The 22,525-nt window shown below is 70.5% G+C and carries 24 protein-coding genes and 3 tRNA genes; 16 read left to right on the top strand and 11 right to left on the bottom strand.

Going from position 1 to position 22,525, the window contains the following annotated elements; all coding sequences use genetic code 11:
• The first annotated feature begins 65 nt into the window (after window positions 1-65).
• Window positions 66-740 (top strand): DUF998 domain-containing protein, encoded by a 675-nt coding sequence (locus AC07EG_RS14080; protein WP_478253470.1) that lies wholly within the window; start codon window positions 66-68, stop codon window positions 738-740.
• On the opposite strand, the gene AC07EG_RS14085 is transcribed toward AC07EG_RS14080, so the two are convergent.
• On the bottom strand, window positions 733-1,698 hold the full coding sequence (locus AC07EG_RS14085; protein ID WP_478253471.1) for a D-cysteine desulfhydrase family protein: 966 nt from the start codon (window positions 1,696-1,698) through the stop codon (window positions 733-735). The two genes, AC07EG_RS14080 and AC07EG_RS14085, sit on opposite strands and share 8 nt — an antisense overlap.
• A gap of 57 nt (window positions 1,699-1,755) precedes the next feature.
• On the opposite strand from AC07EG_RS14085, the gene AC07EG_RS14090 reads away from it, so the two are divergent.
• From AC07EG_RS14090 to AC07EG_RS14105, 4 genes are read left to right on the top strand one after another with little or no spacing between them, the layout of a single operon-like run.
• Window positions 1,756-3,129, top strand: coding sequence for an amidase (locus tag AC07EG_RS14090; RefSeq protein WP_478253472.1), 1,374 nt, complete (start codon window positions 1,756-1,758; stop codon window positions 3,127-3,129).
• Entirely contained in the window at window positions 3,126-3,674 is a 549-nt protein-coding gene (locus AC07EG_RS14095; RefSeq protein ID WP_478253473.1) for a TetR/AcrR family transcriptional regulator, read from the top strand. Before AC07EG_RS14090 ends, AC07EG_RS14095 begins: the two co-directional genes overlap by 4 nt.
• A gap of 9 nt (window positions 3,675-3,683) precedes the next feature.
• The gene (locus tag AC07EG_RS14100) at window positions 3,684-4,532 is read left to right on the top strand and encodes an oxygenase MpaB family protein (RefSeq protein WP_478253474.1); all 849 of its coding nucleotides are present in this window, start codon (window positions 3,684-3,686) and stop codon (window positions 4,530-4,532) included.
• Window positions 4,533-4,542: 10 nt separating this feature from the next.
• Window positions 4,543-4,962 carry an acyl-CoA thioesterase gene (locus AC07EG_RS14105; RefSeq protein ID WP_478253475.1) on the top strand — a complete coding sequence of 140 codons (420 nt, stop codon included), beginning with the start codon at window positions 4,543-4,545 and terminating at the stop codon, window positions 4,960-4,962.
• Here AC07EG_RS14105 and AC07EG_RS14110 read toward each other — a convergent pair.
• Together AC07EG_RS14110 and AC07EG_RS14115 are read right to left on the bottom strand one after the other, a co-directional pair.
• Window positions 4,889-5,734 (bottom strand): SdrD B-like domain-containing protein, encoded by an 846-nt coding sequence (locus AC07EG_RS14110; protein ID WP_478253476.1) that lies wholly within the window; start codon window positions 5,732-5,734, stop codon window positions 4,889-4,891. The two genes, AC07EG_RS14105 and AC07EG_RS14110, sit on opposite strands and share 74 nt — an antisense overlap.
• Window positions 5,735-5,810: 76 nt before the next feature.
• On the bottom strand, window positions 5,811-6,254 hold the full coding sequence (locus tag AC07EG_RS14115) for a nitroreductase family deazaflavin-dependent oxidoreductase (protein WP_478253477.1): 444 nt from the start codon (window positions 6,252-6,254) through the stop codon (window positions 5,811-5,813).
• A 127-nt stretch (window positions 6,255-6,381) separates the two neighbouring features.
• Here AC07EG_RS14115 and AC07EG_RS14120 point away from each other — a divergent pair, with 127 nt between their 5' ends.
• Entirely contained in the window at window positions 6,382-7,059 is a 678-nt protein-coding gene (locus AC07EG_RS14120; RefSeq protein ID WP_478253478.1) for a TetR/AcrR family transcriptional regulator, read from the top strand.
• A 143-nt stretch (window positions 7,060-7,202) separates the two neighbouring features.
• Window positions 7,203-10,226 carry a PQQ-dependent sugar dehydrogenase gene (locus AC07EG_RS14125; RefSeq protein WP_478253479.1) on the top strand — a complete coding sequence of 1,008 codons (3,024 nt, stop codon included), beginning with the start codon at window positions 7,203-7,205 and terminating at the stop codon, window positions 10,224-10,226.
• Window positions 10,227-10,280: 54 nt separating this feature from the next.
• Here AC07EG_RS14125 and AC07EG_RS14130 read toward each other — a convergent pair whose 3' ends face one another.
• From AC07EG_RS14130 to AC07EG_RS14155, 6 genes are all read right to left on the bottom strand, one after another.
• Window positions 10,281-12,167 carry a lyase family protein gene (locus AC07EG_RS14130; RefSeq protein WP_478253480.1) on the bottom strand — a complete coding sequence of 629 codons (1,887 nt, stop codon included), beginning with the start codon at window positions 12,165-12,167 and terminating at the stop codon, window positions 10,281-10,283.
• Between the two features lie 161 nt (window positions 12,168-12,328).
• Entirely contained in the window at window positions 12,329-12,742 is a 414-nt protein-coding gene (locus tag AC07EG_RS14135; protein ID WP_478253481.1) for a VOC family protein, read from the bottom strand.
• 9 nt (window positions 12,743-12,751) lie between these two features.
• Window positions 12,752-13,090 (bottom strand): hypothetical protein, encoded by a 339-nt coding sequence (locus tag AC07EG_RS14140; RefSeq protein WP_478253482.1) that lies wholly within the window; start codon window positions 13,088-13,090, stop codon window positions 12,752-12,754.
• A 56-nt stretch (window positions 13,091-13,146) separates the two neighbouring features.
• Window positions 13,147-13,220 (bottom strand) — tRNA-Phe (locus AC07EG_RS14145).
• Between the two features lie 31 nt (window positions 13,221-13,251).
• A tRNA-Asp gene (locus AC07EG_RS14150) sits at window positions 13,252-13,325 on the bottom strand.
• Between the two features lie 22 nt (window positions 13,326-13,347).
• A tRNA-Glu gene (locus AC07EG_RS14155) sits at window positions 13,348-13,420 on the bottom strand.
• Between the two features lie 155 nt (window positions 13,421-13,575).
• Here AC07EG_RS14155 and AC07EG_RS14160 point away from each other — a divergent pair.
• Window positions 13,576-14,436 carry an alpha/beta fold hydrolase gene (locus tag AC07EG_RS14160; RefSeq protein ID WP_478253483.1) on the top strand — a complete coding sequence of 287 codons (861 nt, stop codon included), beginning with the start codon at window positions 13,576-13,578 and terminating at the stop codon, window positions 14,434-14,436.
• A gap of 151 nt (window positions 14,437-14,587) precedes the next feature.
• Here AC07EG_RS14160 and AC07EG_RS14165 read toward each other — a convergent pair whose 3' ends face one another.
• On the bottom strand, window positions 14,588-14,839 hold the full coding sequence (locus AC07EG_RS14165; protein WP_478253484.1) for a hypothetical protein: 252 nt from the start codon (window positions 14,837-14,839) through the stop codon (window positions 14,588-14,590).
• A gap of 691 nt (window positions 14,840-15,530) precedes the next feature.
• Between AC07EG_RS14165 and AC07EG_RS14170 the strand changes: the two genes are divergently transcribed.
• Window positions 15,531-15,974 (top strand): hypothetical protein, encoded by a 444-nt coding sequence (locus tag AC07EG_RS14170; protein WP_478253485.1) that lies wholly within the window; start codon window positions 15,531-15,533, stop codon window positions 15,972-15,974.
• Window positions 15,975-16,059: 85 nt separating this feature from the next.
• On the opposite strand, the gene AC07EG_RS14175 is transcribed toward AC07EG_RS14170, so the two are convergent.
• Window positions 16,060-16,263, bottom strand: a complete 204-nt coding sequence (locus AC07EG_RS14175) for a cold-shock protein (protein ID WP_027941311.1) — start codon at window positions 16,261-16,263, stop codon at window positions 16,060-16,062.
• 387 nt (window positions 16,264-16,650) lie between these two features.
• Between AC07EG_RS14175 and AC07EG_RS14180 the strand changes: the two genes are divergently transcribed.
• The 7 genes from AC07EG_RS14180 to AC07EG_RS14210 all read left to right on the top strand — a co-directional run bounded on the left by AC07EG_RS14180 (window position 16,651) and on the right by AC07EG_RS14210 (window position 22,498).
• Window positions 16,651-17,835 (top strand): L,D-transpeptidase, encoded by a 1,185-nt coding sequence (locus tag AC07EG_RS14180; RefSeq protein ID WP_478253486.1) that lies wholly within the window; start codon window positions 16,651-16,653, stop codon window positions 17,833-17,835.
• A gap of 93 nt (window positions 17,836-17,928) precedes the next feature.
• Entirely contained in the window at window positions 17,929-18,267 is a 339-nt protein-coding gene (locus tag AC07EG_RS14185; protein ID WP_478253487.1) for a hypothetical protein, read from the top strand.
• 4 nt (window positions 18,268-18,271) lie between these two features.
• Window positions 18,272-18,832, top strand: coding sequence for a SigE family RNA polymerase sigma factor (locus AC07EG_RS14190; RefSeq protein WP_478253488.1), 561 nt, complete (start codon window positions 18,272-18,274; stop codon window positions 18,830-18,832).
• Window positions 18,829-19,305 (top strand): hypothetical protein, encoded by a 477-nt coding sequence (locus AC07EG_RS14195; RefSeq protein WP_478253489.1) that lies wholly within the window; start codon window positions 18,829-18,831, stop codon window positions 19,303-19,305. Before AC07EG_RS14190 ends, AC07EG_RS14195 begins: the two co-directional genes overlap by 4 nt.
• A 64-nt stretch (window positions 19,306-19,369) precedes the next feature.
• Window positions 19,370-20,731: an MFS transporter gene (locus tag AC07EG_RS14200; RefSeq protein ID WP_478253490.1), complete on the top strand. Its 1,362-nt coding sequence runs from the start codon at window positions 19,370-19,372 to the stop codon at window positions 20,729-20,731.
• 43 nt (window positions 20,732-20,774) lie between these two features.
• On the top strand, window positions 20,775-21,353 hold the full coding sequence (locus AC07EG_RS14205) for a PaaI family thioesterase (protein ID WP_478253491.1): 579 nt from the start codon (window positions 20,775-20,777) through the stop codon (window positions 21,351-21,353).
• Window positions 21,353-22,498, top strand: coding sequence for a metallophosphoesterase (locus AC07EG_RS14210; protein WP_478253492.1), 1,146 nt, complete (start codon window positions 21,353-21,355; stop codon window positions 22,496-22,498). Before AC07EG_RS14205 ends, AC07EG_RS14210 begins: the two co-directional genes overlap by 1 nt.
• The last annotated feature ends 27 nt before the right edge of the window (window positions 22,499-22,525 follow it).

The raw sequence follows: 22,525 nt of genomic DNA on the forward strand, positions 1-22,525 counted from the left end.
CGTTTCGGGGGATATCAGGGACTTACCCGGATCTCACCGGGGCCGGAAAGCGGCACCATTCCGGCATGGGGAATCCAGGGGCGAGAAAACTCGCCGCACCCGCGATCACCGCGGCCAGAACGAGGCGCTGGGTGGTCATCGCGGGTGCGGCGATCGGGTGGGCGCTGTTCACCCTGATCATTTTGCACGCGGTCAGCGCGAGAAATCCGGTGACGGACACGCTGAGCAGTTACGCGCATTCGGAGCGCGGCAGCGGAATGCTGGAAGCGTCCCTGCTTTCGCTGGCGGTCGGCGCGGTCGCCGTGCTCGGCGCCCTGCGCGCCAGTGGAATGCGGCTGGGGCTGACCACCCACATCCTGTTCGGGGCGACCGCACTGGGGCTGACCCTCGCCGCGTTCTTCCCGGCCACCCTGGATTCCGGCGGCGACGCCGCCACCGGCGTGGTGCACCAATACGCCAGCCTGATCGCGTTCCTGTGCCTTCCGGGTATCGGAATGTCGTTGCGGGAACGCGCCGAACTCGAGCACACCCGCATTCTGCTGACCCGCATCTGCGTGGGCTACGCCGGTGGGCTGTTGTTGTTCGGCATCAGTTACATCGCCGGGAAATTCCCCGGCACGGAGTGGTTCACCACGCTGCTGCCGGTCGGGTTCGCCCAGCGGCTCACCTTCGCCACCGGATTCGCCCTGCTGGCCGGCTTGACGCTGGCCGCCTCCCGTTCGGCGAAAACGCTCAGCTGAGCGCGGTCAGGGCCTCCGGGCCGTAACCGAAAACACCGGGCAGTCCGCCGGTGTGCCAGAACACCACGGGACCTTCTTCCGGCCGCGGTTCGGCGATCAGCGCCGCCGCGGCCTTGCCCGTGTAGACCGGGTCGAGCACCACGCCTTCGGTGCGGCCGAACAAGCGCAGCGCTGCCCACACGGCATCGGTGGGCACGCCGTACCCCGGCCCGAGCGTGCGATCGGTGATGCGCACGTGGTCGAGCGCCGGCGGTTCGATGCCGAGGTGCTTCGCGCCGTCGTCGACCAGCGCGCTCAGGGTTTCCCCTGATTCGGCCGCGTCGTGCCCGACGCAGGCGACGTCCAGCCGCCCGGCCCAGCCCAGCGCCAGCCCCGCGGCGGTGCCGCCGCTGCCCTGCGCCACCACGATCCGCGCCTGCCGCCCGTCGAGCTGCTGCCGGATCTCCTCGGCCGCCGCCACGTAACCCAGCAGGCCGATCGCGTCCGAGCCGCCGACCGGCAGCGTCACCACCTTCCGGCCTTCGTCCGCCGCTTCGGCGACGAGCCGGTCGTGGGTGGCGCCGGTCTCCTCGGCGTCGGCGCAGCGGTGCACGTTCGCGCCGAAGAGGTGGTCGAGGATGATGTTGCCGGAGCGTTCGTACGCTTCGCCGTCCCGCGGCACCTTCGCGGTCAGCACCAGCTCGCAGCGCAGCCCGAGCTTCGCGCACGCGGCGGCGGTCTGCCTGCCGTGGTTGGTCTGCAGCGCGCCGAAGGTGATCACCGTGTCGGCCCCGTCGGCCAGCGCCTGCCCGAGCGAGAACTCCAGCTTGCGCAACTTGTTGCCACCGACGCCGAGGCCGTTCAGGTCGTCGCGCTTGAGCAGCACGGTGGTGCCGAGCGCCTCGCTCAACCGGGGCGCCTCCTCCAGCGGGGTTGGCCAGGTGCCGAGGCGGACGCGGGGATACCGATCGAGCTCCATGGCTGCCAGCATGCCAGAGGGCTGGTATCGTTCGTTCGAACGAACGAGGAGGTCGCGATGACCGGCACGCTCACCTTCCCCGGTTTGCTGGAGCTGGCCGCCCGCCTGGCCGCGGGTGAGGTCAGCTCGGTCGAGCTGACCGAGTCGGCGTTCGAGCGCATCGAAGCCGCCCAGCCGAAGCTCAACGCGTTCCGGCGCCTGCGCACCGAGGACGCGCTGGCCGACGCCGCCCGCGCCGACGAACTGCTCGCCGCGGGCCACCGCGCGCCCCTGCTCGGGGTGCCGCTGGCGATCAAGGACGACGTCGACCTCACCGGCCTGCCCACCGCGTTCGGCTGCTGCGGCGACTTCCCGCCCGCCCGCGCCGATTCCGCCGTGGTGCGCAACCTCCGCGACGCCGGCGCGGTGATCGTCGGCAAGACGAACACCCCCGAACTGGGGCAGTGGCCGTTCACCGAGGGTCCGGAGTTCGGCGCCACCCGCAATCCGTGGCAGCTCGACCACACGCCGGGTGGTTCCTCCGGTGGCTCGGCCGCCGCGGTGGCCGCCGGATTGGTCCCCGCCGCGCTCGGCTCGGACGGCGCCGGATCGATCCGCATCCCGGCGGCCTGGACGAACCTGGTCGGCATCAAACCGCACCGCGGCCGCGTGCCGACCGCCCCCGACCCGGAGCTGTTCCACGGGCTGACCGTGCTCGGCCCGCTGGCCCGCACGGTCGCCGACGCCGCGGCCCTGCTCGACGCGGCCAGTGGCACCACGCGCATGTTCCGGACCGCCGCCGAACGGGAACCCGGCAGGCTGCGCATCGGCCTGTCCACCCGGATCGCGTTCACCGCCACCCGCACCCGGCTGGACCCCGAGGTGCGCCGGGCGGTCGAACGGCTGGCGGAGTCGCTGGCCGGGCTGGGCCACGAGGTCGTCGAGGTCGAGCCGAACTACGGCATGGTGGGGCTCAACTTCCTGCCGCGCTCGCTCACCGGCGTGCGCGACTGGTGCCGCCGGGTGCCCGACGGCGCGCGGCTCGATCCGCGCACCAGGGCCAACGCCCGGCACGGGGCCGCGCTCGCCGGACCGGCGCTGCGGCTGGCCAAGGCCACCGAACCGTTGCTGCGCCTGCAGATCGGCTCGGTGTTCCGCAAGGTCGACGTGCTGCTGACGCCGACCACGGCCACCGCGGCCCCCCGGATCGGCAGCTTCGACGGGCTGTCCGGCTGGGCCACCGACCAGGCGATGATCGCCGCCTGCCCGTACGCCTGGCCGTGGAACGTGCTGGGCTGGCCGGGGGTGAACGTGCCCGCCGGGCTGACCGCCGCCGGACTGCCGCTCGGCGCCCAGCTGCTCGGGCCCGGCGAGTCGGAGGAGCTGCTGATCTCGCTGGCCGCGCAGCTGGAAGCGGTGGAGCGCTGGCAGGATCGGCGTCCGCCGGGATGAGCGCACGCGAAGCCATCCTGCGGGCCGCGTTGAAGGTGATCGGCGAACAGGGCGTCGCCGGGCTGACCAACCGCCGGATCGTCGCCGAAGCCGGGGTTTCGCTCGGCTCGCTGACCTACCACTTCCCGACCCAGACCGAACTGCTGCGCCAGGCCATGCTGCTCTTCGCCGAGGAGGAGACGGCCAAGCTCACCGAACTCGCGGAGGCCCAGCGCACCGACGGCATCTCGGTGGAGCAGGCGGCGGCCGCGGTGGAACAGGTGCTGGCGCAGATGACCTTCACCACCGACGACATCGCGCCGCTGGAGCTGTACCTGCAGGCGGGCCGCGACCCCGGGCTGCGGGACGCCACGCAACGGTGCTTCGCGGCGTACGACGAACTCGCCACGACCATCCTCACCGCGCTCGGTGTACCCGAACCGGCGCGGCTGGCGGGTCCGGTGGTGGCGTTGATCGCCGGACTGCAACTGCGGCACCTGGCCACCGGTGAGGCACCGGCGGCGTCCAGTGCGCTGACCATGCTCATCCACGGATCGGGCGCCTAGGCTGGCGGCATGTCCCCGCCGCGCTTCCACGCGCCCCCGGTGCTGCGCGGCACCGCCGCCTGGAAGTACTTCGGCGACTTCCGCGGTTCGCTGCTCGCCGGGCAGGTGCTGTTGCTGCAGGTCGCGCATCCGGTGGTGGGTGCCGGGGTGCGGGACCACTCCGACTACCGCGAGGACCCGTGGACCCGGCTGATGCGCACCGCGGGGTCGCTGTCGATCTGCGTGTACGGCGGGCGCCGTGGTGCGCTGTACGAAGCCCGGCGGCTGCGTGAGCTGCACCGGCCGTTCACCGGCGTCGACTTCACCGGGCAGCGGTACGGCGCGCTGAACCCGGCCGCCTACGCCTGGGTGCACGCGACGCTGGTGATGCTCCCCGTTGACGCGCAACGGTTCTTCGGCCGCGAGATCCCGGCGGCGGAACTGGCCGAGTACTACGCGCAGATGTGCGACGTCGGGCGCATCCTCGGCCTGCGCGAGCAGGACCTGCCACCGGACTGGCCCGCGTTCGAGCGGTACTACGCCGGGATGGTCGAGGGTTTCGCGCCGAACCCGGCGATCGACACGCTGCTGGAGACCATCGCCACCGTGCCGAACCCGTGGCGGTGGCTGCCTGCTCCACTGTGGACGCGACTGCGGCGGGGGCAGCACCGGTTCCAGCTGTTCGTGCTCGGGGGCACGCTGCCGCCCGTCCTACGGTCCCGCATCGGTCTGCAGTGGACCGATCGGCAGCAGGCGCGGTTCGACCGGTTCTGCCGCGTGCTGCGCCTGGCCGGCGTCATCCCGCCGTCGGTGCGGTCGGTGCACATCCGGTCCGTCGGCAGGCTCAACGTCTGGTTGCGCGATCGCCGCCTCGGTTAGGGTGCCGATCATGGAACCGGTCCGGATGCCGCTGCGGGTGCGGTACCACGAATGCGACCAGCAGGGCGTGGTGTTCAACGCCAACTACCTCGCCTACTTCGACATGGCCAGCTTCGAGTTCATCACCGAGTTGGCAGGCAAGCCGACCGGGCTCGCCGAGCACGGCGTCGACCTCGTGGTGGCCGAATCGAACGTCCGCTACCGGCGCTCGCTGCGCTTCGGCGACGAGGTGGTGGTGACCGTGCGGATCGGGCACCTCGGCATCACCTCGGTGGTGCTGGAGTTCGAGATCGTCCGCGGCGAGGAGGTCGTGACCACCGGCACGAACCGCTACGTGTTCGTGGACGCGGAATCGCTCACCAAGCAGGCGCCGCCGGCGGAGCTCCGGGCGAAGCTGGAGGCGTACCCAGCAGTCCGAGATCGAGGTTGAAGTCCCGGCGGTGACCCAGTTCGACGGTGACCGGCTCGGTGCAGCCGGTCACCGGGTCGGCGTCGGAGTCACGGGCGGGGTCGTCGCCCGCCCCGGCCGTGGTGGCCTGGCGGCCGTTGAGGTCGAAGCACACTCGGTACGCGCCGTCGGGCAGGTTCCCGAAGCCGTAGCGGCCGTCCGGGCCGGTCGCCACCGCGACGCCGACGGGTGTGCCGTCGCCGTGGTGGAGCACCGCCCGGACGCCCTCGACCGGCTGGTCGTCGCCGTCCTGCCTGCCGTTGCCGTCCCGGTCGGACCAGACGAAGTCGCCGAGTTCGTTGCCGGGTGAGGCCAGCCCGGCGTCCAGGGTCAGGTCGGCCGGGGCGAGCGCGGGCGGGGTGCAGCCGGTGACCGGGTCGGCGTCGGAGTCGGCGGTGTCGCTGCCGGCGTGCCGCGTGGTGGCCCGGAAGTCCGCGACCGCGGCGGGCAGGTTCTCGAGGTCGAAGCAGACGCGGTGGACGCCTTCGGGCAGGTCGTCGAACAGGTAACGGCCGTTCTCGCCGGAGCGCGTGGTCGCGATCGGCGCTCCCGACGGGCCGACCAGGTCGGCCCGCACGCCTTCGACCGGCTTCTCGCCGGAGTCCTGCAGACCGTCGCGATCGGCGTCGAGCCAGACGTAGTCACCGACGGCGCGGGTCTCGGCCGCAGCTGCCGTACCGCAAGAAGTCAGCAGGCAGGCCACCGCCGCCAGGACCCCGAGGACCAGCCAGCGACGCCATCTCCGGTTGCCCATTCCGCACCCCCGCCCAAGTCGGCGGCCCAGCCTAAACAGCCGGGACGCCGGGGAGTAGGGGGCTCATCCGATCGTGTTAACCCAGCCGGAAGACCGGATAACCAGGTGCGATGCGCCGGAGTTCAGCCACGCTTGAATCCGGGCCGACGCCGTCGAAGAATACGCCGACCTCGAATTTCCAGCGCTTCAAATAGGCACGCAGCAATTCCGGCTTTTCGTCGTCGGACAGTTCCACGGCGCGGAATTCCTCGACCCGCCTGCCGACGCGGAGCCTGCCCTCGCCCGCCACGCGGAGGTTGCGCACCCACTGGGTCCGGCCGCGCGGGGCGACGAGGTAGCGCTCGCCGTCGACGGTCAGCAGGTTCACCGCGACGCTGCGCCACTCGCCGGTCCTGCGGCCGCGGACCGACAGCTCGCGGCTACCCCAGATGCTCAGGCCGAGCCTGGTCAGGTGCAGCACGGCCACGTTGAACGCCCGCGTGACGCGGCCGGGTTCCTGGTGGCGGGTGGTGGTGGTCATCGGGTCCTCCCAGAGCGTTGAGAGAGCACTGCTCTCGTTTGAGAGCAGTGAACACGGACCACTGCCCCAAGTCAAGAGCAGTGCTCTCGAATTGGTGCAGCGCTCTCTTGCCGCTAGAGTCACCGCCATGGCCGCTACGCGTACCGCCCGTGACCGGGCCAGGTCGGAACTCACCGCGGAAATCAAGGAGGAGGCACGCAGGCAGCTCGGCGAATCGGGCGGCGGCGGCCTGTCCCTCCGGGCGGTGGCGCGTGCCCTCGGCATGGTGTCTTCCGCGCTCTACCGCTACTTCCCCAGCCGCGACCACCTGCTCACCGCGCTGATCATCGACGCGTACGACGCCATCGGCGCGGCCGCCGAGGGCGCCGACGACCACCGCCTCCCGCCCCGGCAGCGCTGGATGGACATCTGGTCCGCCACCCGCGCGTGGGCCCGCGCCCATCCGCACGAGTACGCGCTGATCTACGGCTCGCCGATCCCCGGCTACCAGGCCCCCCAGGACACCGTGATGCCCGCCGCCAGGGTGGCGATGGCCCTGGTGCACGTGATCCGCAGCAGCCTCGTCGATCCGCCCCGGAGCGCGCACCCGCTGCCCGCCGAACTCCACGCGCAGGCCAGCAGGCTGCTGCCCGCGCTCGGCGAGGACCTGACCCCGGAGGTGGTCACCCGGCTGCTGATCGCCTGGACCCAGCTGTTCGGCATGATCAGCTTCGAGCTGAACGGGCAGTACGTCGGCAGCGTCGACCCGACCGCCACCTTCTTCGCTTATACCACCCAGCAGATGGCGGATTTTGTCGGGCTCTGATCCGCGTTGGCCAATCCCCCCGATCCGGACAATCGGTTTTTCGCCCGGCAGACAACCTAGTCACAATTCGGTAACCTGCCCGGATCCCTGCAACGAAATCACCCTTTCGAGCGAAAAGCTGTCGAAGCTCTGAAGGGGGCACCATGAGAATTTCCGCACTGGGGAGGGCTGCGCTCGGCTTCGCCTGCTCGGCCCTGCTCGCGGCCGGGCTGGCCGTCGCCGTGCCGGCGGCCCAGGTGGCCGCGCAACCGCCGAACCCCGGCGAACCGCTGCAGCTGCCGCCCGGGTTCGCGCTGCAGGACACCGGGACCGGCCTGGGGGTCTACAACCTGACCGACTTCGGCTACCTGCCGGACGACACCTTCCTCGCCACCGGCAAGACCGGCGACGTGAAGTGGGTCGGCCCGAACGGCCCGAAGCAGCTGATCCACCTGCCGGTCAGCTCCTGCTGCGACATCGGCCTGACCGGGCTGGAGGTCGCGCCCGACTACGCCACGTCCAAGCAGATCTACCTGGCCCGCACCATCCCGACGCCGTCCGGCTTCACCAGCCGGATCTCGCGCTGGACGGTCACCGGCACCACCGAGCCGACCGGGCTGGCCAACGAGCAGATCCTGCTCGACGTGCCGGGCACCATCCAGCTGCACAGCGCGTCCGGCATGGTCGCCGACGCCGCGGGCAACCTGTGGGTCTCGGTGGGGGACAACACCGACACCGACACCTGGCACCCGGAGGCGTTCCGCGCGCAGGACCTGAACTCGGTCTACGGCAAGATCCTGCGGATCACCCCGTCCGGCGCGGGGGTGCCGGACAACCCGTACTACGACGCGGCCAACCCGAACTCGGCCAAGAGCAAGGTCTTCGCCAGCGGCTTCCGCAACCCGTTCCGCCTGTCCCTGGACAAGACCAGCGGCCTGCCGGTGGTCGGCGACGTCGGCTGGAGCAACTGGGAAGAGCTGAACTACGTGGTGCCGGGCGGCAACTACTCGTGGCCCTGCTACGAGGGCAACGGCCCGACCGCCGGTTACCACACCCAGCCGCAGTGCAACGGGGTGACCAACAACCCGCCACTGTGGACCTACCCGCACGGCATGGCGCCGGGCCAGGGCAACTCGGTGGTGGCCGGGTTCACCTACACCGGCGACAGCTACCCCGCCCAGTACAAGGGCCAGTTCTTCTTCGGCGACTACGTCAGCCAGCGCATCTGGACGCTCAAGTACGACGCCCAGGGCAAGCTGGTGCAGGCCCCGGCGGTCAACCCGCCGTTCGGCACCGGCCTCGGCGGCCCGGTGGAGTTCGCCGCGGCGCCCAACGGTGACGTGGTCTACGCCGACATCGCCTCCGGCAACGTGCGCCGGCTGGTCTACGTCACCGGCAACATCGCGCCGGTCGCGAAGGCCACCAGCACCACCGACCCGGCCACCCGCACGGTCACCTTCGACGGCACCAAGTCGATGGACTTCGACGGCCCGGCCAAGGACCTGACCTACACCTGGGACTTCGGTGACGGCACCACCGGCACCGGTGCCACGGTGACGCACACCTACCCGGCCAGCCCGGCGAAGTTCACCGCCACGCTGACGGTGAAGGACAAGTCGAACGGCACGAACAGCACCACGCTCACCGTGGCGCCGTCGAACCACTCGCCGGTGATCACGCTGAACACCCCGGGCGACACCAAGAAGTTCCGGGTGAACGAGCCGATCAACCTGACCGGCACGGCCACCGACGCCGAGGACGGCGCGCTCACCATCACCTGGACCAGCCAGATCGTGCACTGCGCCGAGGAAACCACCTGCCACGTGCACAGCGACCTCGGCGGCACCGGTGGCGCCTTCTCGATGAACTTCACCTCGCACCCGGACTCCCGCCTGGAGTTCACCGCCACGGTGACCGACTCGCAGGGCGTCTCGGCCAGCAAGGTCTACGTGGCCAAGCCGAACGAGTTCAAGCTCACGCTGAAGAGCAACTTCCCGGCTTCCCTGGTCATCTCCGGGGAGAGCAACGGGAACGTGGCGATGGTCACCGAGGGCGCCACGCCGAACCTGATCGCCGGTGCCAAGGCCACCGACGGCGTCGCCTCCTTCGCCAAGTGGGACGACGGTTCGACGAACCTGTCGCGGGCGTTCACCATGCCCGCCGCGGACACCGTGGTGAACGCGAGCTACCTGACGCCGATCGACAGCCGCTACAACTCCGACGCGACGGTCCGGGCGCTGCTCGGCAACCCGGTCGGAGCCGAGGTCAACGACGCGGGCACGCGGTACCGGGCCTTCGAGCGCGGCCGCATGTACTCCTCGCCGCAGACCAGCGCGGTGGCCATCTACGGCAACATCCTGGCCAAGTACCTGGCCCTCGGCGGGCACGCGGCGCTCGGCGCGCCGACGAACGACGAGACCGGTACCCCGGACGGGGTCGGCCGCTACAACGCCTTCACCGGCAACTGGTCGATCTACTGGACGCCGACCACGAACGCGCACAGCATCGGCGGCCCGATCCGCGACAAGTGGGGCTGGATGGGCTGGGAGGGCGGCATCCTCGGCTACCCGACGACCGACCAGGTGGCGACGCCGACCGGCGGTGGCCAGTTCGTCGACTTCACCAAGAACGCCTCGATCTACTGGCTGCCCACCACGCCGGGCAACGGCACCGCGGCGGTCTACTCCCAGATCCGGTCGAAGTGGCTGGCGATGGGCGGGGCGACCGGGGTGCTCGGCATGCCGATCACCGACGAACTGGTCGGCCCGAACGGCGGGCGGTACAACAACTTCAGCAACTACGCCTCGATCTACTGGCACTACAACTCGCCGGGCAGCGGGGCGTGGTCGATCATGTCGCAGATCCGCGACCGCTGGTACGTCGACGGCGGGGCCGGGGGCTTCCTCGGTTACCCGGTCACCGACGAGCTGACCACCCCGGACGGCATCGGCCGGTACAACCACTTCGCCAACAACGGCTCGATCTACTGGACGCCGTCCTACGGCGCGCAGTCGATGTGCTGCCAGATCAAGAACAAGTGGGCGTCGCTGGGCTGGGAGAAGGGTTACCTCGGTTACCCGACCAGCAGTGAGTACACCGTGCCCGGTCAGCCGACCTGGCGCAGGCAGAACTACCAGGGTGGCTTCATCACCTGGACGCCGAGCACCGGGGCGTACGACCACAAGTGAGCACCACCGCTGATCCGGCCCCCGTTCGCTCGCGGACGGGGGCCGGTTCGCGGTTCAGCGCAGTTCCAGCAGCCGCCGGAGCAGCTCCCCGAACTCCTCCCACCAGGGCAGCTGCTCGGAGCGGGGCAGGTACCGGCGGCGCTGCTCACGCAGGGCGTCCACTTTGGCCTGGAGCGCGGTGACGAGCTCCGGTGCCAGGTCGAGCGCCTCGCCCAACTGGCCGAGCAACGCGACTTCACGGGTTTCGGTCACCGAGTCGGCCCCGGCGAGCCAGGCCGCCGATGCGTAGACCAGTTCCCGGTCCGCGGGCGAGAGCGTCGCGACGGCCACCGGCAGCAGTTCCTCGGTGTCGGGCACCGGGATGCCGTTGAGGCCCAGCGCCTCGGCCACCACCTTGAGCGCTTGCTCCTCTTGGCGGGACACGTCTTCGTCCGCTCGGGCGACCAGGCGGGCGGCGTGGAAGATGGCCTGGCGGGCTTCGTCGGCCAGGCCGTGGACCAGCGCCCTGGTCGCGGACCGCTCGTCGGCGACCATCTGGTCGAGCAGGCTGGCGCTGCGGACGGGGTCGGTGAGCACCATCGGGTCGAGCAGCCGTTCCGCCGTGGCGCGCGGGGCGATGCCCAGTTCCACCACCGCTTCCTTGACCGACACCCCGCGGGAGGCGGCGTGCTGCGCGGCCCTGACCCCGGCGTCGTGGCCGAACACCCCGCCGACCACTGTGGACAGGCCGAGCGCCTCCTCGGCGTGGCGGCGGTTGGCCTCGGCGTCGATCTCGAGGCCGCGCAAGCACTTGTCGGCGAACAGCGGCATGGCGTTGGTCAGCAGGTGCGCCGATTCGAAGAGGTTCTTGGCGATCACCGCGGTCCAGGCGTTGAAGTCCAGTTCGGCGCCCTCGACGGCCATGGTGACCACGGTGTCGTTGCCGCAGACCTGGAAGCCGACCTGCACCACCAGGTCGGCCATCACCGGGCTGACGTTGCCGGGGGTGAACGCCGAGCCCGGCTGGACCGCCGGCAGCCGGACCTCGCCGGTGCCGCCCGCCAGGATGCGCAGGTCGCGGGCCACCTTCATCAGGCCGCAGGCGAGCGCCTTGAACACGGTGGAGACGTACTGGAAGACGTCGCCGTTCTGGAAGGCGTCGAAGAAGTTGTCGTGCCTGCGGAGGTCCAGCCCGGTGGTTTCCCGCAGGCGCGGGTAGATCCGCGCCAGGTACCGCGCGCCGACGCCGAGGCCGGTGCCCACCACCGTGCCGCCCATCGGCACCTCCAGGCAGTGCTCGGCCGCGTCCTCCAGCCGGGCGCTGCCGCGGCGCGCCACCGCGAGGTAGGCGCTGAAGGCCTGCCCGAAGGTGACCGGGACGGCGTCGTGGAGGCAGGTGCGGGCGAGCTTGACGGTGTCGCGGTACTCCTCGATCTTGTGCTCCAGCACCCCGGCGAGGTATTCCACGGACTCCTTGAGCCGCATGATGTCGCGGTGCAGGGCGATGTTCACCGCGGTGGCCATCGCGTCCGATGTGGACTGCCCGGCGTTGACGTGGTTGGCCGGGTGCACGAACTCGTAGCCGCGGCGGCCGGAGAGCAGTTCGTTGGCGCGGTTGGCGAGCACCTCGTTGACGTTCATGTTCGGCGAGACGCCCCCGCCGGCGCTGAGCACGTCGACCGGGAACTCACCCGGCCCGAGCAGGCCGGCCACCACCTCGTCGGCGGCCTGGCAGATGGCCTCGGCCACCGGCTCGCGCAGCACCCCGGCGTCGAGGTTGGCCAGCGCCGCGGCCTTCTTCACCTCGGCGATCGCCGAGACCAGCCCGGGTTGGGCGCCGAGCGTCTGGCCGGAGACCCCGAAGTTCTGCCGCGCGCGCTCGGAGTGCACCCCGTAGTACGCCTGGAAGGGGATCTCCACCCTGCCGAGCGCATCCTCCTCCACGCGATACCGAGCGGTCATCACGGCACTCCCACCGGACTCGTCCTACCCCGGACCTACCGATGTTGAGCCCCGGCGCCCGCCACCACCACGGCGCACCCCCACATTTCACCCACCCGCACCCGCCACCCCAACCCGAACGGCCCACCACCGGTGACGGGGGCGTACCCCGGTGCGCCGCATCAAGCCACGAAGATGCAGAAGGGGTGACCAGCGGGGTCGGCGAAGACGTACAGCGGCTCGTCGGGGTCTTCGTGGCGGTCGAGCAGCAGCTCGGCACCCAGCGACTCCGCGCGGGCGCGTTGCCGGTGCAGCTCGTCCACATCCGGGACGGTGCAGTCGAGGTGCAGTTGCATCGGCACGTCGGGCTCCGGCCACGTCGTGCGCGGCAACCGGTCGACCCGCTGGAACGCCAGCCGGTTCACGCCGTCGGGATCGCGGAGCACCAGCCACTCGGGCTCGTCGGCCCGTCCGTCCACCGGCGGCTCGTCCCCGGGGCGGTACACGTAGCCGAACAACTCGCGGTAGAACTCAGCCACGCGACGGGGTTCGGTGGCGTCCAGCACGGTCTGCAGCAACCGGGGGTAATTGACCATGGGCCAACCCTAGGTCGATCGTGCTCGATCGGCAGGGCGACTACCGCAGGTCGCCGGACCGCCGACGGAGCTCTCCCACGGCAGGAACGAGGAGAACGGCCAGCCGCGGTGGTGGACGCCGCGTGCGGAGAGAACCACGCGCCCCCGGCGAGCCCGGCCGATCGCCACCAGCACGAAGAAGCTGCCGAAGTACAGCGTGAGACACGCGAACATCCCCGTCAGCAACGAGAGCGAATACCGGAGCCCTCCGGGCACCCCCGCCGCGACGAACCCGAGGCCGACCGGAATCCCGAGGGCACCGAGCAACACCACGAACAACGGCACGAGCGAGTGAGCTACGTCACCCACAGCTCGAGACAAGAAAAAACCGCCTCAACTCGGGGTCAAGACGGTTCTCGTAGCGGTGGCCAGGGCCGGGGTCGAACCGGCGACCTTCCGCTTTTCAGGCGGACGCTCGTACCAACTGAGCTACCTGGCCGGGAACGCCGGCAAGGAGCCGAACGATCTTGCGACCCTGACGGGACTCGAACCCGCGACCTTCGCCGTGACAGGGCGACGCGCTAACCAACTGCGCCACAGGGCCTTGCGTTTACTACTGTACTGCGTACTCCCAACGGGATTCGAACCCGCGTTGCCGCCTTGAAAGGGCGGAGTCCTAGGCCGCTGGACGATGGGAGCCCGGCCGGTTTCGGTTAACCGACCCGACCGCGCTCTCAGGTCGTCCCTGGGAGCGAACATAAGCATAGGGCACGCCCCAACCGCCCGACAAAGGGGTATCCCTTAAGCCCGTCGCAAGCCTGCGAGCTGCGGTTTCAGCCGCTAACCTCATCCCCGTGAGCGACTGGGTGGATCTTGGGGACGTGACGCTTCGGGTGCGGCAGCTGGGGGCGGGGCCGCCGGTGCTGCTGCTGCACGGCCACCCCCGCACGCACACCACGTGGCACCGGGTGGCGCCGCTGCTCGCGCAGCGGTTCAGCGTGGTGTGCCCCGACACCCGCGGGTACGGCCAGTCGACCAAGCCGCCGACGACCGCGGACCACGAGCCCTTCAGCAAGCGCGTGATGGCCCGCGACTGCGTCGAGCTGATGCGGCGGCTGGGGCACGAGGAGTTCGCCGTCGTGGGGCACGACCGCGGGGCCTACGTGGCGACCAGGCTGGCGCTCGACCACCCGGAGCGCATCCGGGCGCTCGCGGTGATGGACGCCGTGCCGATCGGCGAAGCGCTCGCCCGCTGCGACGCCAAGTTCGCCCACGACTGGTTCCACTGGTTCTTCTTCGCCCAGCCGGACAAGCCCGAGCGCGCCATCAACGCCGACCCCGACGCCTGGTACGGCGTCGGCACGCGGAACACGCCCGAGCGCATGGGCGAGGAGAACTTCGCGGACTTCCGCCGGGCCATCCACGACCCGGAGACGATCTTCTGCATGCTCGAGGACTACCGCGCCGGGCTCGGCATCGACCGCGCGCACGACGACGCCGACCGCGCCGCCGGCCGCCGCATCCAGTGCCCGACCCACGTGCTCTGGGCCACCCACGACGACATGACCGACCTCTACGGCGACATGCTCGCCATCTGGCGCGACTGGACCGTCGGCCCGCTCACCGGCGCCGAGATCGACTCCGGCCACCACATGGCCGAGGAAGCACCCGAGGAACTGGCCGACGAGCTGGTCCGCTTCCTGAACCGGACATAACGGCGTTATAGAACCGGTCGTGGTGAAATCGGAGTGAGAAATCGATTGCCAAGGCCGCGGCCCGGCGCTACGTTCCGAGACAGCGCCCAGGTGCGCCACCAGGGGGTGTGCACCTGGGCCCCGCTACTCGTTCACGGTCCGGCCACCGCGATCACCGCTGAACCGGCAATCGGCCTTCGTCGTCCGGTGTCAGCCCGAGCATGTCCAGCAGCTCGGCGCAGTCTTCGACACCGGTGGCACCCTGCGCCACCGCCAGCCGCGCCCGGCGCACCTGGTCGTCGGAGATCCGCGGTGCGTCGGCGTTGCCCGAACGCTGGGTCGGCACCCCACCGGTCGCCGCACCACCGCCGGCCTCGCCTTCGTAGCGAAGGAGGAACTGTCGCACCTCGAGAGACCCGCTCATTGGCTCCTCCTCAAGATTTTGGCGAAAAGCTTGGCCGCGAGGCTAGCGAGCGGACCTCGCCCCCCACAGCCCCCCGCAGAGTGAACCTCCCATGACCGGATGTTCGCTCTGCGTCGCGACGGGCCGCGACGGGCCGCCGGTCGGCAACGTCCCCGGCGACTGCCCACAATGAACGCGTGGCAAACCAGAAGTGACACCCGCGCCGGATTTTCCCGGCTACCACTCGCCGAACCCCATCGAGTCGTGTAACAATCGACTTGCTGACACACCCCCGGTCAGCGCCTGTGGAGATCCCCTCCGGCCCCCGCGTTCCTCCCCCTGGCGCGGGGGCCTCTCCATTGCTGGTCGCAGCTGCGCTTGCTCCCAGTTTCCTTGTTCTTCTTGGGGGCCGAGCCCCCAAACCCCCGCGGTGCGTGCTCCTGACCTGGGCGAGCGCTGGGTCCGTTCGGCTTGGACCAGCTTCTCTTTCGTCCTTTGTGCGAGCAATCGTTTTCTTTGGTTGAACATTGTGCAGGTGGGTGAAATGCGCGTGCGGAATGGATTCGTGAGGGGGAATGGGGGATTACGCGGAGTGCGGGATTCATGATCGAAATTAGCGCGGATGGAGTATTGAGGGACAGGAAAGATGACGGAAGGTGTGTTGCGCGCCACAGTCGTCACGGTGCCGAAACCTGACCGTTATCCTGTCCGGGTGCCTCTTCCCTCACTTGGACGCCTGAGCAGCCGGACCAACCTCAAGGCGGTCAACCCCGGACGTCACCGCAACAGCCCCGCGCGCGAGGCTGAGGCCACCGTCGACGACCACGAGCTGACCAGCTACCTCGCCGCGCTCGCCCCCGGCGCGGACGACCCGGAGAGCACCGGCACCGGCCGCCGCTTCGGCGAAGCCCAGGTCTTCCAGATCCGGATGAACACCATCGCCAGCGAACAGCTCAAGGACCTCGCCGCCGAGCGCGAGACCTCGCCGCAGGCGCTGGCCATGGAATGGGTCCTGGAACGCCTCTCCTGGGAGGCGCAGGCCGCCTCGGCGCAGGACCAGGCCCAGTCCCGCCACAACCGCGTCAGCGACGCCCACACCGACCAGTTCACCTTCGACCAGCGCTGGGAGCAGCCCGTCTCGGGCCAGCTGCGCTGACCCCCCACCCGGCACGCGCAAAAAAAACCGGGCCCCGGCGGGAGTTCCGCCGGGGCCCGGTGCTTGCTGCTTCAGGTGGCCGATCTCAGATGACGCGCACCTTCTGCGCCTGCGGGCCCTTCTGCCCCTGGCCCACCTCGAACTCCACTCGCTGGTTCTCCTCGAGGGTGCGGAAGCCGCGCCCGTCGATCTCCGAGTAGTGCACGAACACGTCGCCCTCGCCGCCGTCCTGGGCAATGAAGCCAAAGCCCTTTTCAGCGTTGAACCACTTCACAGTGCCTTGCGCCACCGCTTACTCCTCGATACAGATCCGCTTCGGGCCTCCGCCGGAGCGGTACCCGGGCCGTCCCGGGCGGTTCCAACGAGTCGAGCGAAGAGCACTGGAGCGGCTCATGGCCCGCGTCAGAAGTTCCGCGAGTGTGAAGCCACGAACACGCAAAACGACGGCCTGTGGGCAGCGTACCGGGATCTCACGGAATCTGAACCCCACAAACCGTTCTTGGGCAGAACAGCGGCACCAAGTCACCGAAACGTTGTAAGCACCCGGATCATCCAGGCCGCGCCCTTACCGCGATCGGGGGCCCCGTGAAAAGTGATCTTCATCACGTTTCCCGAGATCAACGCGCGGGCTCCGCCAGGCGTCAGAAGGGCGTCAGGGGACGATAAGGGGACATTCGTGACACAGCACTTCCGACGGCGGGCACTGGCCGGGCTCGCCCTCATCGCGGCACTGGGACTGAGCGCCTGCACCGGCGAATCCGGGACCAACGCCGCGGGCACCGGCGGGGCGCAGGCGACACCGCCCGGCCCGGCCAAGATCACCGTGCAGCCGGCCGCCGGGGCCAAGGAGGTCTCGCCGGGCGGCCCGATCCAGGTGACCGTCACCGACGGCACGCTGGAGCAGGTCACGCTGACCAATCCCGAGGGCAAGCAGGTGGCAGGCCAGCCCGCGCCGGACAACCGCAGCTGGACCACCACCGAACCGCTCGGCTACGGCAAGACCTACACCTGGGGCGGCACCGCGGTCGGCACCGACGGCACGAAGGCGCCGGTCGGCGGGGCGTTCACCACGGTGACGCCGAAGCGCGTGCAGCACGCGCAGCTCAACGTCGGCGACGGGCAGACCTACGGCATCGCGATGCCGATCAGCCTGACCTTCCCCGACCAGAAGGTCACCGACAAGGCCGCCGTGGAGCGCGCGCTGACGGTGGAGACCAATCCGAAGACCGAGGGTTCCTGGGGCTGGCTGGAGAACGACACCGCGGTGCACTGGCGGCCGAAGGGCTACTGGCAGCCGGGCACCGAGGTCAAGCTCACCGCGAAGCTGTACGGGGTGAAGCTGGCCAACGGCGTGTACGGCAAGGAGGACGTCAGCGCCTCGTTCAAGATCGGCCGCTCGCAGATCGTCAAGGGCAACACCCAGACCCACCGCATGCAGGTGATCCGCGACGGCCAGCAGGTCGCCGACTACCCGGTCAGCTACGGCCTGGACAGCGACCCCGGCCGCGTCACCAAGAGCGGCACGCACGTGGTGATGTCCAAGCACGACACCTACTTCATGAACAACGCCCGCTACGACTACGAGAACTTCAAGGTCCAGTGGGCGGTGCGGATCTCGAACAACGGCGAGTTCACCCACGCCGCGCCGTGGTCGGTGGGCGACCAGGGCCGGAAGAACGTCTCGCACGGCTGCCTGAACCTGTCGGTGGAGAACGCCAAGGAGTACTACGACAGCGCGCTGACCGGCGATCCGGTCGAGATCGAGGGCAGCACGCAGCAGCTCGGGCCGAAGGACGGCGCCTACCACGACTGGACCTACTCCTGGGACCAGTGGCTGAAGCTGTCCGCGCTCAACAGCTGAAAAATTTCGATGCAACCCGAGGGGTGCGGCGGCGCATGTCTGACTGTGCAAGCGCCGCCGCAGCCCGGCGGCTTCCGTTGACGAGGAGCCGAATTGCGTACTCGAATCGCGCTCGGGGCCGGTGCCCTGCTGCTCGCCGCCGGTGCGGCGATCGCCGTGCCCGCACTGGCCAGCACCACCCGGCCCGCGCCCGCCCAGCCGGTGATCCAGCCCGCGCAGCCGCCGTCCGCGCAGCCCGCGCCGCCGGTCACCCAGCCGCCGTCCGCCGAGCCCGCGCCGCCGGCGCCCAGCAAGCCCGCGGTGCCCAGCGCCTCGCCGGCGCCCACGTCGAAGCCCGCCGAGCCGAGCCCGCAGCCCGCGCCCACCGCGGTGCCGTCGGCGCCCGCCGTGCCGAAGGCGATCCCGGCCGGGCCGACGGGCGACAACCGCTGACCCGTTGACCCGCCGTTCCGCCCCGACCCGGGCGAACCCGTCCCACGACGACGAGTTCGCCCGGTTCTTCGGCGAGCGCGCCCACCAGCTGCGCTCGACCGCCTACCTGCTCTGCGGTGACTGGCACCACGCCGAGGACATCACCCAGGCCGCGCTGCTCAAGCTGTACCTGGCGTGGCCGAAGCTGGACCGGCACGACCGCCTCGACAACTACGCCCGCCAGGTGGTCACCCGGACCTTCCTCGCCGAACGGCGGCGGCCGTGGCGGCGCCGGGAGCAGCTCACCGACCTCCCGCCCGAGCGGGCGGGCGAACCCGGCGGCCCCGAGCAGCGCCTGGTGGTGCTGCGGGCGCTGGCGGCCGTGCCGCCGAAGCAGCGCGCGGTGCTGGTGCTGCGGTTTTGGCACGATCTGAGCGTGGAGGAGACCGCGGCGGCGCTGCGCTGCTCCACCGGCAACGTGAAGAGCCAGAGCGCGCGTGGCCTGGCCACCCTGCGCGACCGGCTCGGCCCGCACTTCGACGAGCTTTCCCTGACCGCGAAAACGGTGGAAGGAGGCGGCAGATGAGCGACGACGACCACGGCATCCGGCGGGTGCTCGCCGCCACCGGCGCCGAGGACGGACCGCCGATGGGGTTGCGCGCCGAGGCGATCGCCGCCCGCGGCACGCGGATCCGGCGGGTGCGCAAGCGGATCGCGGTGGCCGCGAGCGCGGGCACCACGGTGGCCGCCGGCCTGCTGGTGGTGTTCCTCGTCGGCGGTGCCGCCACCTCCGCGCCGCCCCCCGCGCCGGTGCCCCCCGCCGGTCCGGGGCTGGTCATCGAAAGCCCGCCACCACCGACGTCCCCGGCGGTGCCCGAATCGTCCACGCCGTCCGGTCCGTCGGCACCGGCCGCGACATCGTCGCCCATCTCACCTTCGGCCCCGCGTGCCGTGCCGCACAGCTCCTCACCAGCGACGATGCCGACCCCCAACGCCCAGCAGCCGCCCTCTTCCGAGCCCGCGGTGCCGCAACCGCCGTCGTCGAAGGCGCTCGGCTAGAAAGTTCCCAACCACCGCCTTAGGGTCGGATGATCATTCCTGGGGGCGAGTTGGGAGGACGGGGATGACCGAGCAGACGCGGGAGGCGGAGCCCGAGCAGATCCGCCGGGCGGTCGCCGGTTCGGCGATGGGGAACTGCATCGAGTGGTACGACTTCGGGGTCTTCGGCTTCATGCCGGCGATCCTCGGGCAGGTCTTCTTCAACGCCGGCAGCACCTCGGAAGGGGCGCTGGCCACCTTCGCGCTGCTCGCGGTGACCTTCGTGATCCGGCCGCTGGGCAGCTTCGTGCTCGGCCCGCTCGGCGACAAGCTGGGCAGGCAGAAGGTGCTGGCGCTGACCGTGATCATGATGTCCGGGTCCACCTTCGTGATCGGGTTGCTGCCCTCCTGGGAGACGATCGGGCCCGCCGCCGCGGTGCTGGTCATCCTGCTGCGCTCGCTCCAGGGCTTCTCCGCCGGTGGGGAGTACGGCGGCGCGGCCACCTTCATCGCCGAGTACGCGCCGGACCGCAAGCGCGGTTTCCTCGGCAGCTGGCTGGAGTTCGGCACGCTGGTCGGCTTCTTCCTCGGCGCGGGCACGGTGACGCTGGCGACCGTGCTGCTGGGCAACGAGGCGATGGCGTCCTGGGGCTGGCGCATCCCGTTCCTGCTCGCCGGTCCGCTCGGCCTGGTCGGGCTGTACCTGCGGAACCGGCTCGAGGACACCCCGGTGTTCCAGGAGATCGAGAAGGCCAAGCAGGTCTCGAAGTCACCGCTGAAGGAGCTGTTCGGCAAGCACTGGAAGTCGATCCTGCACCTGGTCGGCCTGGTCATCCTGCTCAACGTCGGCGACTGGATGATGTTCGGCTACATCGAGACCTACCTCAAGGACGTGCTCCAGCTCGACGGCCACGCGCCGCTGCTGATCGTGATGGCGGTGATCCTCGGCATGCTGGTGCTGATCGTGCCGCTGGGCGCGCTGTCCGACCGGATCGGCCGGAAGCCCGTCCTGATCACCTCCTGCGCCGGCTTCCTGGTGCTGCCGATTCCGATGTTCACCCTGATGGAGCACAGCAAAACCGAGACCGGGGTGAACGTGCTGATGCTCGGCGGCGGGCTGGCGCTGTTCGGGTTGTGCCTGGTGTTGTTCCTGTCGGTGGTCGCCTCGACGCTGCCCGCGATGTTCCCGACGCAGGTGCGGTACGGCGCGTTCTCCATCGGCTACAACTTCTCCACCGCGCTGTTCGCCGGGACCGCGCCGTTCGTGGTCGGTTCGCTGGTGGACTCCACCGGGAACACGCTGTGGCCGGCGTTCTACCTGATGGGGGCGGCCGCGATCGCGGTGGTCCCGATCCTGCTGCTGCCGGAGACCGCCGGGGTGTCCCTGCGCGGCATCGTCAGCTCGCGGATCGCCCGTCGCCGGCAGCGCGCGGCGACCGCCAGTTAAGTGCGCTTTCAACCACTTCGCGTAGTCGTATTACCGTGGTCGCATGACGAAGTCCGCCCAGCCGTGGCCACCGGTGGAGACCGAGCCCGCGGTACCGCACCCGCAGGCGCCACCGGCGGGCACCAAGCTCGGCATGCACTACGAGCACTGCTTCGGCTGCGGCGACCAGCAGGACGCCGGGCTGCGGCTGCGCTCCACCGTCGGTGACGGCGGCCGGGTGCACTCGCAGTTCCTGGTCACCGAAGCGCACCAGGGTGCCCCGGGCCTGGCCCACGGCGGACTGCTGGCCTGCGCCTTCGACGAGGCGCTCGGCGCCACCGTCGGGCACCTGCTGCGGCGGCCCGCGGTCACCGGGAAGCTGGAGACCGACTTCGTCAAGCCGGTGCCGGTCGGCTCGACGCTGTTCATCTGCGCCAAGCTCGACGGCGTCGCCGGGCGCAAGATCTACGTCAGCGCCGACGGCCGCCTCGACGCCGAGGACGGCCCGATCGCGCTGCGGGCACGCGGGCTGTTCGTCCAGGTCGGCTTCGAGCACTTCGCGAAGCACGCCGGCGAGGAATCGGTCGAGCGGCTCAAGGCCGGTGGCCGGGTGGCGGAGCGGGACTGGGACATCAATCCCTGATGTTCCTGCTCGTCGTCGGCGGGGGCCTCGCGCTCCTGCACCTCTACATCTGGAAACGGCTGGTCAAGGACACTACAGCCACCACCTCGCCCGTGCGCCGGGTGGCGGCGGTGGCGCTGGTCCTGCTCGTGGCGTTCATGATCGCCGCGTTCGTCTTCGGCACCCGCAGCGATCCCGCGGTGGCGCAGTGGTTCGCCTGGCCCGGGTACCTGTGGCTGGCGTTGTTCTACTACCTGATGCTGGCCACGCTGGTGCTCGAGGTCCCGCGGCTGTTCCTGCGGAAGTGGGCGAAGTCCGAGGAACCGATCGCCGGGGTGAGCCGCCGGGTCTTCCTGGCCCGCGGCACCGCGGCGATCGCCGGGGCGGCTGCGGTCGGCATCGTCGGTTACGGCACCACGGTGGCGATGGGCGGGCCGGGCGTCACGCACGTGCCGATCACCCTGCGCCGCCTGGACCCGCGGGCTTCGGGCTTCCGGATCGCGCTGGTCAGCGACGTGCACCTGGGACCGCTGCTCGGCCGGTCGTTCACCCGGCGCGTGGTCGACCTGGTCAACGAGCAGCGGGCGGACGCGGTGGCCATCGTCGGCGACCTGGTCGACGGCACCGTGGCGCACCTGGCCGAGGCCGCGGAACCGTTGCGGGACCTGCGGAGCACGCACGGCACCTTCTTCGTCACCGGCAACCACGAGTACTACTCCGGCTACACCGAGTGGGTCGACCACGTGCCGACGCTCGGCATCCGGCCGCTGCGCAACGAGCGCGTGTCGATCACGCACAACGGCGGCACCTTCGACCTCGCCGGGGTCAACGACGCCACGGCTTACCAGTGGCAGGACGACGCCGACGTCGGCAAGGCCCTGCAGGGACGCGATCCGTCGCGGGCCGTGGTGCTGCTGGCGCACCAGCCGGTGGACGTGCAGGACGCCGTGGACCACGGGGTCGACCTGCAACTCTCGGGCCACACGCACGGTGGGCAGATCACCCCGTTCGAGCTGCTGGTCAGCCTGCAACAGGGGGCCGTCGCGGGACTTTCGCAGCACGGCGACACCCAGCTGTACGTGACGCGGGGCGCCGGTTTCTGGGGCCCGCCGGTGCGCGTGGGCGCCCCACCGGACATCACCGTGGTGGAACTGCGGGCCCCCTGAGCGGACGACGCGCGACCGCAGGCCGGG

The organism is Amycolatopsis sp. NPDC045836 (assembly GCF_056431745.1).

Excerpts from the sequence above, each read along its gene's own strand:
- AC07EG_RS14080 (WP_478253470.1), top strand. The coding sequence starts at position 66 with ATGGGGAATCCAGGGGCGAGAAAACTCGCCGCACCCGCGATCACCGCG.
- AC07EG_RS14085 (WP_478253471.1), bottom strand. The coding sequence starts at position 1,698 with ATGGAGCTCGATCGGTATCCCCGCGTCCGCCTCGGCACCTGGCCAACC.
- AC07EG_RS14090 (WP_478253472.1), top strand. The coding sequence starts at position 1,756 with ATGACCGGCACGCTCACCTTCCCCGGTTTGCTGGAGCTGGCCGCCCGC.
- AC07EG_RS14095 (WP_478253473.1), top strand. The coding sequence starts at position 3,126 with ATGAGCGCACGCGAAGCCATCCTGCGGGCCGCGTTGAAGGTGATCGGC.
- AC07EG_RS14100 (WP_478253474.1), top strand. The coding sequence starts at position 3,684 with ATGTCCCCGCCGCGCTTCCACGCGCCCCCGGTGCTGCGCGGCACCGCC.
- AC07EG_RS14105 (WP_478253475.1), top strand. The coding sequence starts at position 4,543 with ATGGAACCGGTCCGGATGCCGCTGCGGGTGCGGTACCACGAATGCGAC.
- AC07EG_RS14110 (WP_478253476.1), bottom strand. The coding sequence starts at position 5,734 with ATGGGCAACCGGAGATGGCGTCGCTGGCTGGTCCTCGGGGTCCTGGCG.
- AC07EG_RS14115 (WP_478253477.1), bottom strand. The coding sequence starts at position 6,254 with ATGACCACCACCACCCGCCACCAGGAACCCGGCCGCGTCACGCGGGCG.
- AC07EG_RS14120 (WP_478253478.1), top strand. The coding sequence starts at position 6,382 with ATGGCCGCTACGCGTACCGCCCGTGACCGGGCCAGGTCGGAACTCACC.
- AC07EG_RS14125 (WP_478253479.1), top strand. The coding sequence starts at position 7,203 with ATGAGAATTTCCGCACTGGGGAGGGCTGCGCTCGGCTTCGCCTGCTCG.
- AC07EG_RS14130 (WP_478253480.1), bottom strand. The coding sequence starts at position 12,167 with ATGACCGCTCGGTATCGCGTGGAGGAGGATGCGCTCGGCAGGGTGGAG.
- AC07EG_RS14135 (WP_478253481.1), bottom strand. The coding sequence starts at position 12,742 with ATGGTCAATTACCCCCGGTTGCTGCAGACCGTGCTGGACGCCACCGAA.
- AC07EG_RS14165 (WP_478253484.1), bottom strand. The coding sequence starts at position 14,839 with ATGAGCGGGTCTCTCGAGGTGCGACAGTTCCTCCTTCGCTACGAAGGC.
- AC07EG_RS14195 (WP_478253489.1), top strand. The coding sequence starts at position 18,829 with ATGAGCGACGACGACCACGGCATCCGGCGGGTGCTCGCCGCCACCGGC.
- AC07EG_RS14200 (WP_478253490.1), top strand. The coding sequence starts at position 19,370 with ATGACCGAGCAGACGCGGGAGGCGGAGCCCGAGCAGATCCGCCGGGCG.
- AC07EG_RS14205 (WP_478253491.1), top strand. The coding sequence starts at position 20,775 with ATGACGAAGTCCGCCCAGCCGTGGCCACCGGTGGAGACCGAGCCCGCG.
- AC07EG_RS14210 (WP_478253492.1), top strand. The coding sequence starts at position 21,353 with ATGTTCCTGCTCGTCGTCGGCGGGGGCCTCGCGCTCCTGCACCTCTAC.